General features: G+C 45.0%; 16 protein-coding genes. 8 read left to right on the top strand and 8 right to left on the bottom strand.

Translation table 11 applies throughout. The features are described from left to right. Nucleotides 1-315 precede the first annotated feature (315 nt). Both QZW47_RS13870 and aat read right to left on the bottom strand, forming a co-directional pair. Complete coding sequence (locus QZW47_RS13870) at nt 316-975, bottom strand: Uma2 family endonuclease (RefSeq protein ID WP_293128026.1); 660 nt, start codon at nt 973-975, stop codon at nt 316-318. Between the two features lie 100 nt (nt 976-1,075). Further along, complete coding sequence (gene aat / locus QZW47_RS13865; RefSeq protein ID WP_293128117.1) at nt 1,076-1,654, bottom strand: leucyl/phenylalanyl-tRNA--protein transferase; 579 nt, start codon at nt 1,652-1,654, stop codon at nt 1,076-1,078. A 64-nt stretch (nt 1,655-1,718) separates the two neighbouring features. Here aat and QZW47_RS13860 point away from each other — a divergent pair, with 64 nt between their 5' ends. Then, on the top strand, nt 1,719-2,048 hold the full coding sequence (locus tag QZW47_RS13860) for a hypothetical protein (RefSeq protein WP_293128025.1): 330 nt from the start codon (nt 1,719-1,721) through the stop codon (nt 2,046-2,048). Between the two features lie 215 nt (nt 2,049-2,263). On the opposite strand, the gene rpsN is transcribed toward QZW47_RS13860, so the two are convergent. From rpsN to rseP, 4 genes are all read right to left on the bottom strand, one after another. Next, nucleotides 2,264-2,566, bottom strand: a complete 303-nt coding sequence (gene rpsN / locus QZW47_RS13855) for a 30S ribosomal protein S14 (protein ID WP_265235916.1) — start codon at nt 2,564-2,566, stop codon at nt 2,264-2,266. A gap of 413 nt (nt 2,567-2,979) precedes the next feature. Then, nucleotides 2,980-3,624, bottom strand: coding sequence for an endonuclease III (gene nth, locus QZW47_RS13850; protein ID WP_293128024.1), 645 nt, complete (start codon nt 3,622-3,624; stop codon nt 2,980-2,982). Between the two features lie 131 nt (nt 3,625-3,755). Beyond that, the gene (locus tag QZW47_RS13845) at nt 3,756-4,556 is read right to left on the bottom strand and encodes a Uma2 family endonuclease (RefSeq protein ID WP_293128023.1); all 801 of its coding nucleotides are present in this window, start codon (nt 4,554-4,556) and stop codon (nt 3,756-3,758) included. Nucleotides 4,557-4,677: 121 nt separating this feature from the next. After that, nucleotides 4,678-5,778, bottom strand: coding sequence for an RIP metalloprotease RseP (rseP, locus tag QZW47_RS13840; protein WP_293128022.1), 1,101 nt, complete (start codon nt 5,776-5,778; stop codon nt 4,678-4,680). Nucleotides 5,779-6,274: 496 nt separating this feature from the next. On the opposite strand from rseP, the gene QZW47_RS13835 reads away from it, so the two are divergent. Both QZW47_RS13835 and QZW47_RS13830 read left to right on the top strand, forming a co-directional pair. Beyond that, nucleotides 6,275-6,952, top strand: a complete 678-nt coding sequence (locus QZW47_RS13835; protein ID WP_293128116.1) for an ATP-dependent Zn protease — start codon at nt 6,275-6,277, stop codon at nt 6,950-6,952. 119 nt (nt 6,953-7,071) lie between these two features. Next, nucleotides 7,072-7,623 carry a hypothetical protein gene (locus tag QZW47_RS13830; RefSeq protein ID WP_293128021.1) on the top strand — a complete coding sequence of 184 codons (552 nt, stop codon included), beginning with the start codon at nt 7,072-7,074 and terminating at the stop codon, nt 7,621-7,623. A gap of 109 nt (nt 7,624-7,732) precedes the next feature. Here QZW47_RS13830 and QZW47_RS13825 read toward each other — a convergent pair whose 3' ends face one another. After that, nucleotides 7,733-7,873, bottom strand: a complete 141-nt coding sequence (locus QZW47_RS13825; RefSeq protein WP_293128020.1) for a hypothetical protein — start codon at nt 7,871-7,873, stop codon at nt 7,733-7,735. Nucleotides 7,874-7,969: 96 nt separating this feature from the next. Between QZW47_RS13825 and QZW47_RS13820 the strand changes: the two genes are divergently transcribed. From QZW47_RS13820 to QZW47_RS13810, 3 genes are all read left to right on the top strand, one after another. Then, the gene (locus QZW47_RS13820; protein ID WP_293128019.1) at nt 7,970-9,397 is read left to right on the top strand and encodes an MFS transporter; all 1,428 of its coding nucleotides are present in this window, start codon (nt 7,970-7,972) and stop codon (nt 9,395-9,397) included. 523 nt (nt 9,398-9,920) lie between these two features. Further along, complete coding sequence (locus QZW47_RS13815; RefSeq protein WP_293128018.1) at nt 9,921-10,061, top strand: hypothetical protein; 141 nt, start codon at nt 9,921-9,923, stop codon at nt 10,059-10,061. A gap of 359 nt (nt 10,062-10,420) precedes the next feature. Further along, on the top strand, nt 10,421-12,781 hold the full coding sequence (locus QZW47_RS13810) for a tyrosine-protein kinase domain-containing protein (RefSeq protein WP_293128017.1): 2,361 nt from the start codon (nt 10,421-10,423) through the stop codon (nt 12,779-12,781). A gap of 273 nt (nt 12,782-13,054) precedes the next feature. On the opposite strand, the gene QZW47_RS13805 is transcribed toward QZW47_RS13810, so the two are convergent. Beyond that, nucleotides 13,055-15,514, bottom strand: a complete 2,460-nt coding sequence (locus QZW47_RS13805) for a CBS domain-containing protein (RefSeq protein WP_293128016.1) — start codon at nt 15,512-15,514, stop codon at nt 13,055-13,057. A 370-nt stretch (nt 15,515-15,884) separates the two neighbouring features. On the opposite strand from QZW47_RS13805, the gene QZW47_RS13800 reads away from it, so the two are divergent. Beyond that, nucleotides 15,885-16,571 carry a HEAT repeat domain-containing protein gene (locus tag QZW47_RS13800; RefSeq protein ID WP_293128015.1) on the top strand — a complete coding sequence of 229 codons (687 nt, stop codon included), beginning with the start codon at nt 15,885-15,887 and terminating at the stop codon, nt 16,569-16,571. Nucleotides 16,572-16,861: 290 nt separating this feature from the next. Beyond that, nucleotides 16,862-17,461: a hypothetical protein gene (locus QZW47_RS13795; RefSeq protein WP_293128014.1), complete on the top strand. Its 600-nt coding sequence runs from the start codon at nt 16,862-16,864 to the stop codon at nt 17,459-17,461. Nucleotides 17,462-17,502 lie beyond the last annotated feature (41 nt).

Genomic DNA, 17,502 nt, shown 5'->3' with positions numbered 1-17,502 from the left:
TCGAGAAATTTTCGTTACAGTCGGTAAAATCTCAAAAAACCCGGTTTCGAGGAGTCGGAAATGTGTGTTCAGAAACCGGGTTTTTTCGAGAAATTTTCGTTACAGTCGGTAAAATCTCAAAAAACCCGGTTTCGAGGAGTCAGAAATGCGCGCTCAGAAACCGGGTTTTTTCGAGAAAACTTCGTTACAGTCGGTAAAATCTCAAAAAACCCGGTTTCTTTGGTCTTGATGGGTAAGTCCTAAAACCAGAAAAAACCGCAATCCCCAGAAACCGGATTCATCAAAAAAACCAGGTTTCTTAGCATTGATTATGGTTTAAATGCTATCGGGATCGATGTTCAATTCGCGCAGTTTGGCGGCTAAACGTTCGGCGCGTTGAAATTCTTGTCCGGCGCGCTGTCGCTCTAATAGCCGCTGTGCATTTGTTTCGGAAGGGGAAATAAACTTTTCTCCATCAGGTTTATAAATTTCTAATCCTTCTGAGCCTAACTCAAACCGCACTCCCAGTCTCGGACTAATCCATCCCTCCATCTGTTCAATTACTTCTAAGCTTCCTTCAATTATTTGCCAACCTTCCAACTCATTTCTTTCTGGATCGTAAAGGTAATATTCTTCGACTCCATAACGATAGTAAAATGAAAGTTTTTTGTTCATTTTTGTGTTGCTATCGTTGTGGGAGCGAATCTCAAAGACGACTTGCGGGGCAATATTGTCTTCGCGAGATTGTATGTAGGAACGTCGATCGCCTTTTGGTCTGCCAAATATCACCATCGTATCCGGTGCTTGAGAAATATCTGGTCTACCTTCAACCGGATACCACAGTAAATCGGCTGCTATAAATACGTTGGGGTCATCTTGAAACAGCGATTCGCAACCTTCTTTGATTGTGACAATTAATTTGTATTGTATTGTGCTGTCTGCCATTGGTTGACCGTCGCTCGATGGATAAATAATTTCTTCGGTTGTGACTTGCATATTTGTTATCTCCGAGAAGTATCTCTGCTTGATTATACTATTGTTTGAAGTAGGGATATCGGGTGAGGATACGGCAGTGTCGTTTCCCTACCGAGAATATTCAAAATAAGGAGCAGCGACGCTTTAAAGCTTCTTGCAAAATAGTATTATACAGTTTTTCCTTGACAGTATATGCTCCGAATCTTTCCAAGTGCGGATTGTTCATTTGAGCGTCGAAAAGTAGATAAGATCGATCGCGCAATCTCTCCACCAACTTCACCATCGCCACCTTAGAACCCTCGGGAATCCGGTAAAACATCGATTCCCCAATAAACGCGCCGCCTATAGACAATCCCAAAATACCGCCCGCCAATTCGTCGCCGCACCAAGTCTCGAAGCTGTAAGCCCAACCAGCCTCATACAAACCCCAGTAAATCTGCTTGAGCTCCTTAGAAATCCACGTTGTTTCTCGATCGGCACAACCCTCAACCACCGCCCCAAAATCGCGGTTCACAGCCACAGAAAACCGATTTTGATTCAAGGCCCGGCCCAGCGATCGCGGATAGGTAAATCTCTCATCCAGCGGTATCAGCGCCCGCTGGCGGCTGGAATACCACCCCAGACTCTCCTCGCCATCATTGGCCATCAAGAAGTAGCCTTGCGCGTATCCCTGTATAATTGACGGTATATCATATTGCATAAATTTATCAGTAGTCATTTGTCGGCTAACTTTTCAAAGTCAACATTAGCAATTAGGAATAATCATGTCTGAAACCATCCAACCTATTACCTTGCCGCCCGCCCAAAACCCCGAACAAGAAAGCCAATGGCTGCAAGAAACACTCCTCGCATGGCTAGACTCCGAGTTTATCCCAGAAGCCGCGAACCAGCAAATAGCTAAAAGAGCCGCCCAAATCTACCTCCGCCAGCGCATGGAAGGCGAAAACGATTTGGGTAGCCTCGTAATTGCGATCGTCACCGAAATGCAGGCCTATGATTTTTCTAAAAGCTTTTATGGCGAATTTGCGATCGCCAATGCCGTCAGCGACTTATTACTCGAAAGTCTCGGCATCGATAAATGCTGCGGCCAATGAAGCAAGAAAGAGGCAGAAGGAAGAAGGAAGAAGGAAGAAGGAAGAAGGAATAAAGTCTGAAACAAAAATAAACCCAAATATAATCTTGCCGATTATTCATAAGTTTTTCTTCATTCCTTCTTCTTTCTTCCCTCTCTCGCAACGATAACTAAACCCTTCTTTCTTCTATCCGTTAAATCCGTTAAAAAATCCGTTGCCGAACTTCCTTCTTGTTGCTACCAGCTAGACTTCACAACACCGGGCAAGAGACCTTCGTGAGCCATTTCTCGCATCATGTTGCGAGAGAGCCCGAAATCGCGGTAGTAACCTCTGGGGCGACCAGTTGCCCAGCAGCGGTTACGCAAGCGAGTCCGCGAACTGCCACGGGGTAGCTGTTGCAGTTGGCGGTGAATCGCCATTTTGTCCATCTGATTCGCAGCTTGGTCGAACTGGTCTTTCAGGTCTTCGCGCTTGTCAGCGTACTTGTCTACGAGTCTTTGGCGCTTTTTCTCGCGCTCGACCATGCTCTTTTTAGCCATAATCTGTTGATATCCTTAGATAAATCACAATCTGTCATTTTACTATATTTTGGTGGTTTTAGATCACTTTTATTTAAATTAGTTTTTTTGTTAACAAGATTTTTGGTAACAGGCAAGATGTCATTAGTGTGAACTTAAGCTTAAAAAATTTTATATCTCTCGTTCACATCAGAGGCCATATCCCCCTAAATCCCCCTGAAGAAGGGGGACTTTGATTTATTTCTAGTTCCCCCCTTTTTAAGGGGGGTTAGGGGGGATCTAGCTCCGTTCAGAGGCCATATCCCCCTAAATCCCCCTTAAAAAGGGGGACTTTGATTTATTTCTGGTTCCCCCCTTTTTTAGCGGGGTTAGGGGGGATCTAGCTCGGAATTGTGGAACAGGCAAGATGCCTGTTCCTGAAATTAGTGCAAAATCTAACTATTAGCAGAAGGACACAAATCTGCAAGTTCGCAAATATTGCAAATCGGCTTTCTCGCATTACAAACTGCCCTACCGTGATACACCAATCGAATTGACCAATTTTCCCAATCCGGCTGTGGCAACAATAGCATCAAATCCCGCTCGATCCGAATTGGATCGGCGTGTTCGGTCAATCCCAAACGCTGACTCAAACGCTTGACGTGAGTGTCTACCGTCACGCCCTGATGAATGTCAAAAGCGTGGGCGAGGACGACATTAGCTGTTTTGCGCGCGACTCCGGGCAATTCTAGCAGCAGTTCCATTTGCTGCGGTACTTGATTGTTGAATTTGTTGACGATCGCCCAACAAGCAGCTTTAATATTTTTAGACTTATTCCGGTAGAAACCAGTCGATCGCACGAGACGCTCCAATTCATCTAAATCAGCATTTGCCAAAGCCTCCGCATCCGGGAAACGCTCAAACAACGCCGGCGTCACCAGATTGACTCGCTCATCCGTACACTGGGCCGCCAGAATCGTCGCTACCATCAACTGTACGGGAGTTTCGTAGTTGAGAGTGCAAGGGGCTTCTGGATACAGCCGTTTGAGGCGAATCAGAATTTCGAGCGATTTTTGTTTTAAACTTAACTTTTTAGTCATTGGTCATTAGTCATTTGTCAGATCAAAAACGGTTCGTAGTGCGGACTTTAGTCCGCAAAATGCTACGGACTAAAGTCCGCACTACGAACCTTACTGATTGCAGTCAATCGATCGAACTTGATCTGAGTCATTTACAATTGATTGAGATCGATTCCCATGTCTCGGAGTCTAGCTTCTAAAGCTTGCGAGCGCGATCGTTCTTGCTCCAGCATAGTTTCTGCTTGTTGAGCCCTTTGCCGTTCTTGCTCAGCCCTTTGCCGTTCTTGCTCAGCCCTTTGCCGTTCTTGCTCAGCCCTTTGCCGTTCTTGTTCAGCTCTTTGCCGTTCTTGTTCAGCCCTTAATTCTGCTTGTTCTCGAAGTTGAGCGAGTTCCACAAAACTCACAAACGGTGTTCCATCAGGCTTGAATATTTGCAGTTCAGTTTCTGATACTTGAAACCGCACTCCCATTCTTGGACTTACCCAGCCATTTACTTCTTCGACTGCTTCTAATCGATCCTCTCGCCGCTGCCATATAGTCAAATCTACAGTTGCTGGATCGTAAAGATAATATTCTTCTATCCCGTACTGTTCATAAAATCTCAGCTTTTGCAGCATCGGAGTCAGCCGATTTCCCCGCGACCAAATTTCAAACACGACTTGCGGTACAATATTTTCTTCGTTCCACTGTTGGTAGGAACCTCGATAACCTTTCGGTCTTCCAAAGGCTACCATCACATCTGGCGCTTGAGCAATTTTGTTATTTCCTTCTACTGGATACCACAGTAAGTTTCCCGCTACGAAAACATCAGCTATGCTCGCAAATAACAGTTCTAAGTTTTCTTTAATCCAAACGATCAATCGAAACTGTTCGGTATTGTCTGACATGGGTTCGCCGTTATCGTCTGGGTAGATGATTGTTGCTTTTTCGGGAGATTGCAGTTGTGTAACCATTGCTATTTCTCCAATATTACTGGTTAATTTATTATATTACTCAGCAGTCACCAGTCTTGTAATGACTAATGACTGCTCCCAACTGTCAACTGTCAACTGTCAACTGTCAATTGTTAACTGACTACTGCTGTCGGAGAGTTCGCATCAAATCAAAGCCAGCCAAATTAGCAGTATCGCGAACAATCAAGAAAATTCCCAGGCCTAACAACAGCACCAAACCAGTCTGCATCACATTTTCTTGAATGCGGTTCGGTAGAGGCTTTCCCCGCACTCCTTCTATTAACAGAAAAGCTAGCTGACCGCCATCCAAAGCAGGCAAAGGCAAGATATTAATCACAGCCAAATTGATGCTAATTAACACTGCAAACTGAAACAAATTCGCAGCATCCGATCGCGCAATCCCTGCACCAATAGCCACAATAGCGACCGGCCCGGACAACTTTTCGGCAGTCTGACTGAAATTGCTAGCTAACTGGGCAAAACCTTGAAACGTGAGCACTACAATCCGTTCAAACTCTGTCGCGGCTTGGCTAAATGCCTCTACAATTCCGACGCGCTGCCGCACCACAGTACCGTTAGAAGTTAGCTGCACGCCAATTTTACCTTTACCGTCGGCAGACAATTCGGGAGTTACTGTCACCACAAATTTTTGTTCTTCGCGTTGAATTTCTAACGCCAAGGGTTGATTGGGATGATCTTGGATGGCTGAGACTAAAGATTTGATTGATTCGCGGTTCGCACCTAATTCCTTGCCATCAACGGACAGAACAATGTCGCCCGATCGAATTCCCGCTTGGAAGGCCGCCGAACTAACTTCCGCAGCGACTTCCGGGACTTTAACTCCCGGTAGGTAGTTCATGGATGCAGCGCCAACGGTGGTCAATTGCACCACCAGCAGGAAGTAAGCAAAAATTAAGTTGGCAATTACCCCTGCACTAATCACGATCGCGCGATCGATCACAGGGCGGTTGCGGAGCAAATTCGGGTCATTCGGGGGAATAGTGCTGTCGGGATCGTCATCCGGGAAGCCGACAAAACCTCCTAGGGGAAAGGCGCGGAGGGCGTATTCAGTTTCCGGGCCTTGGTACTTCCACAGGATGGGCCCGAAACCGATGGAGAAGCGGTTGACGTGAATGTGTTGAAGTCTCGCCGCCAGGAAGTGGCCGAGTTCGTGAACGACAATCAAGATACCTAAAACTGCGATCGCTGCCAAAACTGACATGAAGGATTCCACTAACACTTTTACTTGACTTTAATTTATTTTAATATCTTTTTAAGATTGATGGCTTCCGACCTGCAAATTTCAGTCAAACTGGAAGATGGTGTTTTTTGTCGGAAGTCCCAGCGGTGCGATCGACCAGACACGGCGGCAAAGCGATCGCGCGATGTACCTGAGTTTACCTCTCAAACCAGTCCCCGATTACCAATTCCCACTTACCAAGAAGAATGGGTTTAAAGCCGACTCCTTACTTGGGGAAAATCAAACAAAATTATTCACTGTTTCAATCCTCTTGCTTTTAGCCAGAGGTAGCCCTCAACAGAAAACTGTCAACCCAAAACCCAGAAGCTGTCAACTGTCAACTGTCAACTGTCAACTGTCAACTGTCAACTGTCAACTGTCAAAGCTGTCAACTGTCAACTGTCAACTGTCAACTGTCAAAGCTGTCAACTGTCAACTGTCAACTGTCAACTGTCAACTAAATTACCAATTCGCAATTATGAAAGACACTTCTTTGAATATTATCGCTATTTCTATCTTCGCCATCACCGTTTCGATCATATTGGGCCCCCTATTCAACATACCAGAGGCCGTACCTGCGATCGCCACCTTTTGCCTCTTGGGGCTAGCCACCCTCGACAGTTTCCAGTGGCAAGGTCAAGGCGGTACAATATTAGTAGATTTGCTGGGGGGAAGTTCTCAAGAAAAGCGCGATCGTATCCTCCACCACGAAGCCGGACACTTCCTCGTAGCGCATTTGTTGGGAATTCCCATCACCAGCTACGCCCTCAACGCTCTTGAAGCATTCAAACAAGGTCAAACAGCCCAAGGAGGCGTCCGATTTGAAGACGAACAACTAGCATCTCAACTCGAAAACGGCACTCTTTCCGTCCAACTTTTAGACCAATACTGCACCGTGTGGATGGCAGGAATAGTCGCCGAAAAATTTGTTTACGGCAGCGCCAGAGGAGGAGCCGAAGACCGCACAAAAATCAGCGCAATTTTAACACAACTGCGCCGTCCAATTTCCGAAATTCAGCTCAAACAAAACTGGGGTTCCCTGCGAGCCAAAAACCTGATCGAAAGCCATCAATCAGCTTACGAAGCCCTAGTCGCAGCTATGGAAAAAAGAGCAACCGTCGCTGAATGCTGCGACATCATCCAGCAAAATTTGTAGCATACAACTTTCCCATTCCTCCTTGTTAAACCCCGTTTATTTGTAAATGTCTCACTCCACCCAGATTTTCCCTGTAAACTGGGTTTAATCGCACAAATTTAGTAACAATCAAACAAATCATGTCACAATCAAAACTTTTCGCAACAAAACTGCAAACAGCCAACCCCGAGCGAGAAAAATTGCTGTGGCTCTTCGGTTTCCGCATCGACCCCGAAACCGAAGTACCTAATCTCTATACTCTCATTGTGTATGGAGAACAAGAACCGCCTTTAGTAGCCGGCGGTCAACTTGTATTTTTTACCCGTCCACAACTAGCGATTAACGCTCTCCAATTGTGCGATATCGATGTCAGCGAACTCGGAACACCACCAACACAAATAGACGCTATTTGCGACATTGCAGAAACCCTGTACTTGCTCGATGCCGAAGATATTGACGAATCAGGGATTATGCTTAACTGTTTGAACGCGCTGTTAAATTTAGTAAAAGTCACATTAACACCAATGCCCACAGAGTACAAGCGCGTGCTTTATGCTTTTGCAGACCACCTGAATATTGATGAAGAATTTGCCAGTTTTTTAGCTGATGAGGATATCCAGCGTTCGGAGATTGTCAATGCTATTTTGTGGTGTGTGGGAGCAATTACAGCAAAATCTAGGTTGCTAACTTAGTAATTTGATGTTTGTGATTATTGATGTCATTTTAATATCAAAACTAAAAAATAAAATTCTTCAAAATCTTAGTTTCAATTAGTCGCTGGGTGAGACGGGTTTATTTCGATTATTGGCGAAAGGCGTCTCTACTATTCAATTCCCAATTCCCAATTCCCAATTCCCAATTCCCAATTCCCAATTCCCAATTCCCAATTCCCAATTCCCAATTCCCAATTCCCAATTCCCAATTCCCAATTACCCAAACCATCCCGATCGCCAAAAAAAACTCAGTATTACAGCCTAACGCGAGTTATACTCCTACTGGAAAGACTGCGACTGCCCAAAAATCCCGAAACAAAAGTTTATGAGCAACACTTCCCCCCCTGAACCAGCCGCCGACAACCCCCAAAGCAAAAAACTCAGTTTCTCCACAAAGTTAGCATACGGTGCGGGAGACCTCGGTCCCGCAATTACTGCGAATGTTCTGGTGTTTTTTCTGCTGTTTTTCTTTACCAACGTGGCGGGTTTGGCTGCGGGGACTGCTAGCAACATTTTACTGATCGGCAAGGTTTGGGATGCGGTAAATGACCCGATTGTGGGGGTTTTGAGCGATCGCACTTCTCATCCCTGGGGCCGTCGCTATCCTTGGATGGTATACGGCGCAATTCCTTTCGGCATCTTCTTCTTTTTACAGTGGATTGTGCCTAGCAAAGATCCCACGATATTGTTTTGGTACTATGTGGCGATCGGCATTTTGTTTAACACCGCCTACACCGCCGTCAACCTGCCTTACACAGCCCTCACCCCAGAATTAACCCAAGACTACAACGAACGCACTAGCCTTAACAGTTTCCGGTTTACTTTCTCGATCGGCGGCAGCATTTTGTCCTTAATTATCGCGCAAATTATCTTTGCCTTAGTTAAAGATGACATCCAAAAATACTTAATATTAGGCGGACTCTGTACAATCATTTCAGTATTGCCTTTGTACTGGTGCTTTTTCGGGACCCGCAAACACGTCCTCTCTCAACTACAAGAAAATCCAATAGAAGACAATTCCACATCCTTGCCGATAGGAGAACAGTTGCGAATTGCCTTTAACAATCGCCCTTTTTTATACGTAATTGGAATTTACCTCTGTTCTTGGCTGGGAGTGCAATTAACTGCTTCGATTTTGCCTTACTTTGTCATCAACTGGATGAAACTGCCACCAGCAACTTTTACCCAAACTGCGATCGCCGTTCAAGGCACCGCACTCGCCATGTTATCTGTTTGGAGTAGAGTTAGCCAACGTTATGGGAAAAAAGCTGTTTATTTTATGGGCATGAGTTTGTGGATTATCGCCCAAGCCGGACTGTTTTTCCTGCAACCGGGACAAGTAGTCCAGATGTACCTGTTAGCAGTTATGGCTGGTGTCGGAGTTTCCACTGCTTATCTCGTACCTTGGTCGATGATACCGGATGTGATTGAACTCGACGAACTCCAAACAGGAGAAAGACGCGAAGGCGTATTCTATTCGTTTATGGTATTGCTGCAAAAAATTGGTTTGGCAGTAGGTTTGTGGTTGGTAGGCCAAGCATTAGAAAGAGCTGGATTTCTTGCCACCGTTCAGGGACAGGCTGCACCCGTACAGCCGGATTCTGCACTGTTCGCGATTCGAGTTGCGATCGGGCCACTGCCCACAATTGCTTTAATTGGTGGCATGATTCTCACATATTTTTATCCAATTACCCGCGAAGTTCATGCAGAAATTTTGTTGAAACTTCGAGAAAAGAAAGCACAGAATCAATAAGCTACAATCAACTTAAGTGACCCAATTTACTGTCCTATTTAGAAATTTATCTGCGTTGAGGATTGATCGGGATCTGTTTCGATCTGGTATCAAAGATTTATGGAATCCAAGTCTAATCAGCCTCACCAAATAACAGCCTGTGGCGCATTTGATACTGCTGTAGCTGTAGCTTCTCCGTCGCCGTCGGATCGCGAATTGTGGCGATGGTTTTAGCAACAGTTGAAAAACCCTGAAACTCCTATTTCTCGACCCAAAAATCACATCGCCCAGCACCATCCTGAAGCCCACAGCCACCTTGAAGCCTAGATTTTTTCGAGATGTCGATCGAGTATGAACTCACAATTTATTAATTTTTATGTCACTTCCTACCGTTGAGAGTAGTTTGTGATAAAATTATCAAGGCTGCACATTATGTATAGTCGAGCAATTATTCTGCTAGTCAAAAAGTTTATAACTAAAAGCAGATACAAATTTTTCTAGCACATGAATTCGATTATTTAGGGTGAGAAAAATCGGCAGTATAATGTTAATTATTATATCTACGTGGAAAATGCAAAACTTTTTAGCTGGTCAGTTCGGGGGTAAGTTAACAGGTGCTGCTGTCGTTGGTGGCGATCGCAAAAATGGCAGAGATGACAAGGCAATACCAGCGCGATCGTTGTGACCCGGGTGTGAGGGCAAATTGTAAAAGTTTGGTAAAGTTATGGTGCGATCGGCGGCCGCGCTCAGCGATATCCGAAAACGCGGGCAGTGCCTTGCAGCAAGCCTAAATACAACCACCACACAGCAGACAGAAACTCAGTCGGATACAACACTCTCTTCAGTTAGTAAAAAAAAATTGGCAGTCGGCACAAAGGGATTTAGTTATTATTGTATGGGTGAAATGCGATCGCCAGAAGTATCAGAAGGAGGGAGAACAGACCGATAATTTCCTGTGATATCCTGAAGTCAATGGTGAAAGCATCAACCAGAAGGCTTGCAAAATAAAGCTGATTTTACCAAAAAAATATCCAAGAGGTCAACATGGAAACAGAACAGGACTCTCATATCGTACCCATTAGCAACCAGAGCCGACAGGTGCAGCAATTTTCCGTTGACGAGGGAGAAGAGTTAAGCGCGGCGCCTCAGAAAGGATTGAATCTCAAGCCGTTGTTCAGGACTTTTGGGCGACAAGCCATAGTTATTATTGGGATTATCGCTCTAGCAGGCGGTGCAGTTTATTTTCAGATCAAGCAAGGTAAGAAAACATATCAAGGCGATTTTCGGATGCTGGTGGAACCCGTGACAACGGAGGCAAGACTTGCCGACGCATCTGCCCTCGCCAATCGCGGCGAGGGGGGGGCAGTGCCTAATCGAGAATTTTTTAGTTTGGACTATGCAACTCAACTTCAAATTCTCCAGAGTCCTCAAATGCTGTCGGCTATTTCTAAACAAGTCAAAAACAAATATCCAGAAGTTACTGAGGAAGTTCTTCAAAAAGGATTGCTCGTGTTGCGCCTCGGAGACAACGAGATTACGCAAACTAAAATTTTGGAAGTTCGCTTCATGGGGCAAGATCATAAATTAGTTGAGTTCGTTTTACAAGAAGTTAAAAAGAAATATTTAAAGTACAGCCTTGACGAACGCAAGACTCGCATTGGTCAAGGTGTTAATTTTATTGAAAAGCAGCTTCCGGGACTCAACAAGCGCGTAAATGACCTGAAGTCGGAGTTACAGGTGATACAGCAGCAGCAAAAGATTACCGATCCTAAAGAACAAGGCGCGCAATTGATCGTGCAAGTTCGCACCGTAGAAACTTTAGAGTTAGAAACTCAAAGGCTGCTGCAAGAACAAAAAACGCTGTACGCTAACTTGCAAAAACAATTAGATTTCACACCAAATGAAGCTATTGCTGCTTCAGCTTTAAGCGAAGAACCTCAATACAAAGAGTTGCTGACTAAGGTTAAGGAAGTAGAAGGTCAGATTGCTGTAGAAACAGCTAGGTTTAAATCTGCTAACCCGATAGTAGAAGCTTTAGAGCGCAAGCGGGCAAATTTAGTAGCTTTGCTCAACCAGCAAACGCAGCGAATTTTGGGGCAAAATTTGGTAGGCACTGAAGCCAATTCTAAAGTTCAGAATTTTCAAAATTCGATTCGCATCGGTTTGATCAAACAATTGGTTGATACTGCTAACCAAGTTCAAGTTTTAGAAGCTCGCAGTCAGGCGATCGCCCAAACTAAAATTAATTTGACCCGACAAGCAAGAGAATTCCCCAGTATAGCCCGCCGCTACAACGAACTGCAACAGCAATTAGACATAGCCTCCCGCAGCCGCGATCAACTTTTAACTCAGCGGGAAACTCTGCGCGTCCAAGCAGCTCAAAGTCAAGTACCTTGGGAAATTATTTCTGAGCCCCGGGTACCCAAAGATATCAAAACAGGCGAACCGATTCCCGTTGCCTCGAAAAATGCCAACAAATTTTTCATGGCAATTGTTGGGGGGCTGGTGTTGGGTCTGCTAACGGCTATTATTATTGAAAAGTTACGCAATATTTTCTACTGTGCTGATGATGTTAAAGATGCGTTTGACCCGCCTTTATTGGGAGTAATTCCTCGTGACAAAAATGCTAAAAAATTTCCGCCTTCTATTGCCAATGCCTATGCTTATCTGGAAGGACAGCAGGGAAACAAAAAAATCGCTTCGGAATTTATAGAAGCTTTTGACTCTCTTTATACTAATATCCGCTTTCTTTCTTCACATCGAACGATTAAGTCTGTGGCAGTGGGTTCGGCTAGCGCTGGTGAAGGCAAATCTACCGTTGCTTTAAACTTAGCTCACGTGGCAGCGCTGGCGGGTCAGCGAGTGCTGTTGGTAGACGCCAATTTGCATTCGCCCAGCTTGCACTTGCTGTTGGATTTGCCTAATGTCAAGGGATTGAGCAATTTGCTCGAAAATAAAAGCGAACCCAGTGACATTATCCAGCGATCGCGTATAGAAGACGAGCTTTTTGTATTAACTGCCGGTCTTCCGATTCCGGGTACTGCCAGACGGCTTGCCTCATCTGGGATGCAGTATTTAATGGATGAACTGCACGCAACATTTGACTTAGTTATCTACGATACGCCGCCGCTGGCTGACAGCAAAGATGCGAATTTTTTAGCGGCGCGCACAGATGGCATATTGATGGTTGTAGCCGTTCGTCAGGCAAAGTTTTCCGCAGTCAAAAAAGTTTTCAGTCAATTAGAAAATTTTGGCATCCCCTGCTTGGGCACAGTTGCCAATTACCCCACCAAAGGCAAAAAGTATCAAGCATCTCAACCATCAATTGTGGCAGAGAAAAACGACTATTTGAATTTGGCACCAGTAGAGTCTGGCATCCGCAAACTAGCTCCTAAAAAAGAGTGAAAATAAATCAGCGTTCAAACCCCCTCTATTGCTCCAAAGGGAGACGGGGAGAGGGGGATATCGGACAAATTACCGATCGATCAAAGGGGTAGCTAACCCTAATTTGGTATCAGTAAAAAAGATGACCCAACCCGAAAATTTTAGATTCTTCTGTCAGCCGGGGAACGCGTTAGTTGAAATTCCCAGATTCACTGCGCTGTGAGTAAATCTAATATCTCAGCTCGTGCGACGATATCGACTGGCTCCGTCTCAAATCTAAAATCGACTGGCTGACTAATTTCCCTCCGGCTGGGTAGGAAATTTAACGATAAAATTAGTCCAGCCATTGCTGCTTTCTACCTCAATTTTTCCCTCCAACTGTTCGACAAGTTTTTGAACTAAAGCTAAACCCAAACCTGTACCTCCTTGTTTCCATGGGTCGGCGTTGGGAACTCGATAAAATTTCTCAAAAATTCGAGGTAATTCTTCTATTGAAATGGATGATTGATTGCTGAGTGTAAATTGAATTTCGGAAATCATCACACTTGCTGGTTGCGGATTTTTCTCTGGTGTTATATATTCCTTTTTTCGATTTTTGCACTCTACCCTGACAGAGATTTGGCCATCATTGGCAGTATATTTACAGGCATTGTTGAGCAGTTCTGCTAAAATTCTGCCCAAACTAGCGCGGTTGGAACTGATCGTGGGTAGTTGGCGTTCGCACTCTACTCGCAAATGCTGGTGGCGGTTTTGGGCGCGGCTGTAAAACGGGTCGATAATTGTAGGTAGCCAGATTTCTAAATTTACTGGTTCGAGGTCGATAGGACAAGTTGCTGCTTCGAGGCGCTGCAAATCGAGTAAAGCATTAATCAAATCTGTTTCTCTAGTACATTCTGTTTCTAAAATGTCTAAATAAATCTGGCGGCGATCTAGTGTTGGAGAAATTCTCAGCATATGAATTGCCATTTTCATATTAGCTAAAGGCGTCCGGAGTTCGTGAGAAACTGTGCTGAGAAATTCATCTTTGAGGACGTTTAAATGCTGGAGTTCCTGAATTTTTTGCTGCAATTGGGCGGTGCGTTCTTGGACTTGACATTCGAGATCGGTATTGAGATTTTGTACTTGTTGGTATAGTTGGGCTTGCTGAATGGCGATCGCGATTTGAGTTGCCAGTTGCAGCAGCAAATCCAATTCCGAAGTCTGCCAATTCCTGGAGTTTGAACACTGATGGACGCACATCATCCCCCACAAATTGCCGTCTTGCAAAATTGGTACAATTAAATAAGCTTTGATTTGTGCTTGCTGGAAACGCGCATATTTTTCGGGACTAAAACTAGCTTTGTCGATGTCGGCGACTGCATAAATCTCATTTTCTATTGCCAGCGCGTCTTCTTGCCAAATATTATCTGGCATGATTTCTCCCAAGATAGAAGACCAATTTTCGGCAACGGATTCTGCCACAAAAATGCCAAAGTTGCTCGACTCCCAACGCACGATCGCTACTCTGTCGGCGTGCAAAACTTGCCGGACTTCATCGACGCTGGCGTGCAGAATCTCTTCGAGGTTTAAGGATTGGTGAATCCGCAAGGAAATTTTAGTTAACAGCCGATCGCGCTGCACCTGTTCGTGGAGTTTGGCAGTCCGTTCGCGCACCTGCTGCTCCAATTTAGCATTGCGGCTTTGCAGCAGTTCCAATTTTTCCGATTGCAGTTGATAAACTGATTGCTGCAACTGTTTGACAACTCGGTACATTTCTGTGGGATCGAGGACTCTGAGCAAGCTGGTTTGGGTAATAATTCCCAAGAGTTCGCCGCGCCCCCCGCACACGACCAACCGCTGCACTTGTTGGTGCTGCATTTGTTTGTGCGCCGTCCACAGGGAATCGGAAGGTTGCAGAAATTGCAGGGGAGTTCTCATGACTTTTTGAGCCGGAGTTTGCTCGAAATTTAGTTCGATAAACTGTGCTTGCACGATGTCGTATTCGGTCAGGATTCCCAGGGGTTGGTGAAAGGAATATTGAAAAATGGAGGTAGAGTCATCTTTGGGTTTCTCCATTGTCAATTCTTTGTTTTTTGTAATTACTACGCAACTGACTTGATGAGCGGACATCAGTTCGGTTATTTTCAGCAGCGAGGCGGTGTGGGGCGCTGTAATTGGCGTAGTCATCAATTCAGCTACCCGCCGCAATTTGAGAATGTTTGAAGGCTGCAATACTTGGCGAATTCTTTCCCGCGTCAGCACTCCTACCAAGTGGCGAAATTGATTGACTATAGGCAAATAGCGAATTCGGTGCTGGCGAAATAACGATAAAGCGGTAAACACGTCTTGGTCGTCGGATTCTGTGAGGGAAACCGACACCGGGGACATCACTTCAGAAATTGGTATTTTGTGCAGGGCTACTTTTTGCTGGCTGTCTATTGTACCTGAAGCGATCAGCCTCACTAAGTCGGCGGGAGTTAAAATGCCGATTAACAGCCCGCGGCTGGGGTTTTCTGATAAATTTCCGGTGGTAACAATCTGCTGGTTCTGCACGACGAGCACGCAGCGGGCCCGCACCTTGTCCGGCGCGGAGGATTCCGTCACCGTCCCCCGGTCAGAGACTAAAGCTGCTTTGACTAGGGGACAACTGTTTTGTAACTGACTCATCAGGGCGATCGCCACTGCTAAGGAAGTTTCGGGCCCGGCTGTTAGGGGGTAGCGGTCGATCGCCTGTTCCAAGGCTGAGGAGTAAAACGGCGGGTGATAAAAGGGCATAGTTAATTGCAGGTTGTCGGAGGGCGGCTAATACCATTTTCGATTTTCGCAAATCGATTTTAGATTGGCAATTGCTTATTGCATAAGGGTTTGGAGTTTCCCTACAGTTGTATTATTTTCCGAAAATTGTATAACGATCGGGTAACGCCTTAGGGAATGGCCCAAACACCTCGCCTGTAGTGGAATTTTAAATAATAGACTTTGTAATTGATTATTTTCATGCAATCTGAGCTTTAGATTAATAGTCTCACTAATCCGCAATCTCACTCATCGCTAATTTTTGGGCGGTTTTTACTGCCTGCTTTTTTCCTGAGACTCCCCTATAATCAAAATAACCAGAATGTAAAGTTTTACTACAAGATATACCATAATGACAACTTTAAGCTTAGAGCAAATTGCGGCCAAGTTAGAAAGCGAAAATTCAGCCGATCGCATGGTGGCTTTGGCAAACTTGCGGAACGTACCTGCTGCGGAGGCGGTACCTTTGATTAAAAAGGTGTTGAACGACGAAAGTTTGCAAGTGCGATCGATGGCTGTGTTTGCTCTCGGAGTCAAACCGACAGCAGAATGCTATCCCATTTTAGTCAAATTGCTAGAAACTGACCCGGATTACGGGATTCGCGCTGATGCTGCGGGTGCTTTGGGCTATCTGGAAGATATCAGAGCTTTTGAGGCTTTGGTGCGAGCTTTTTACGAAGATACGCAATGGCTGGTACGCTTCAGTGCAGCGGTTTCTCTGGGAAATCTCAAAGATCCGCGGGCTCGCGATGTGCTGCTGAAAGCTCTCGACTGCGAGCAAGTGGTGATCCAGCAGGCGGCAATTTCGGCGTTGGGAGAAATTAAGGACATGGGCGCGATCGATCGCATCCTCAACTTTGCTCAATCGGAAGATTGGCTGATCCGCCAGAGGCTGGCTGAAGCTTTGGGCAATTTGCCAAGTGTCAAGAGCGTTTCGGCTTTGAAATACTTAGAAAAAGACAAAAATTCTCAAGTATCTCAAGCGGCAACAATTTCTCTCGATCGGCTTTCAAAAGCAGAATCTTCAGTTGACAGTTGACTGTTGACAGTTGACAGTTGACAGTTGACTGTTGACTGTTGACTGTTGACTGTTGACTGTTGACTGTTGACTGTTGACAGCGACTTATATCTGGAAGGAAGAGGATTAGAGTAATGAATAGTCTTCTTTTAATTTCTCGCCTTCAAGGGTTCCGGCTTTAAACCAATTCTTTCTGGTAAAATTTGGCCGGGGCGGGTTGACTAAAATATCTAATTTAAGCCGTACAATCAGAGCAACCCGCCCCGGCTGCGATGTTTGAAAAAAGTTATTGTTTTGGGAGAGGGAGTTAAATGCCCTACTGTCAATTTAGCGTCGAACAAATTAAGACAAATTTTGGCATAAGTTTTACTAGAACAGTTGGCTTGTTTTCCGGAATTCCCGAAATAGAACCCAGCAATTTTTTGCAAGAAACTTTGCGATTCAATCTACCTTTAGCACTAGAAATTAATTCAGAGAAAGCTCGCTCCGAGCTAATTGTAGCGCCGATATTAGTTGAAATCAAAAAACGGCTGCCGGAACGGATGAGTTTATTTTCAGGTAGAGAGTTCAATGTAGACCCTGCTAGGGGCTTGAGCGGTTATTGCGATTTTTTGATTAGCCGATCGCCCGAACAGCTAGTCATCGAATCCCCAGTTATCGCCTTGGTGGAAGCCAAAAATGACAACATTCTATCCGGCTTAGCACAGTGCATGGCAGAAACGATCGCAGCCCAAATATTTAACCAGCGTCAAGAAAATGACATTCAGACAATTTATGGAGTTGTGACAACTGGGAGTATCTGGAAATTTTTCAAACTTGCAGGAATTGCGATCGAAATTGACACAGACGAATATTTTATTAATAATGTTGCTAAAATCCTCGGCATCTTAATAAATTTTATAGAGTCTTGACTCAAACCAGAATTTATTATTTAAGTTCCTGCGTGCAAATC

It is taken from the genome of Microcoleus sp. bin38.metabat.b11b12b14.051 (assembly GCF_013299165.1).
In the GTDB taxonomy this organism is placed as follows: domain Bacteria; phylum Cyanobacteriota; class Cyanobacteriia; order Cyanobacteriales; family Microcoleaceae; genus Microcoleus.
The sequence above is the reverse complement of the archived record's forward strand: the minus strand, read 5'-3'. Positions and strand labels throughout refer to the sequence as shown.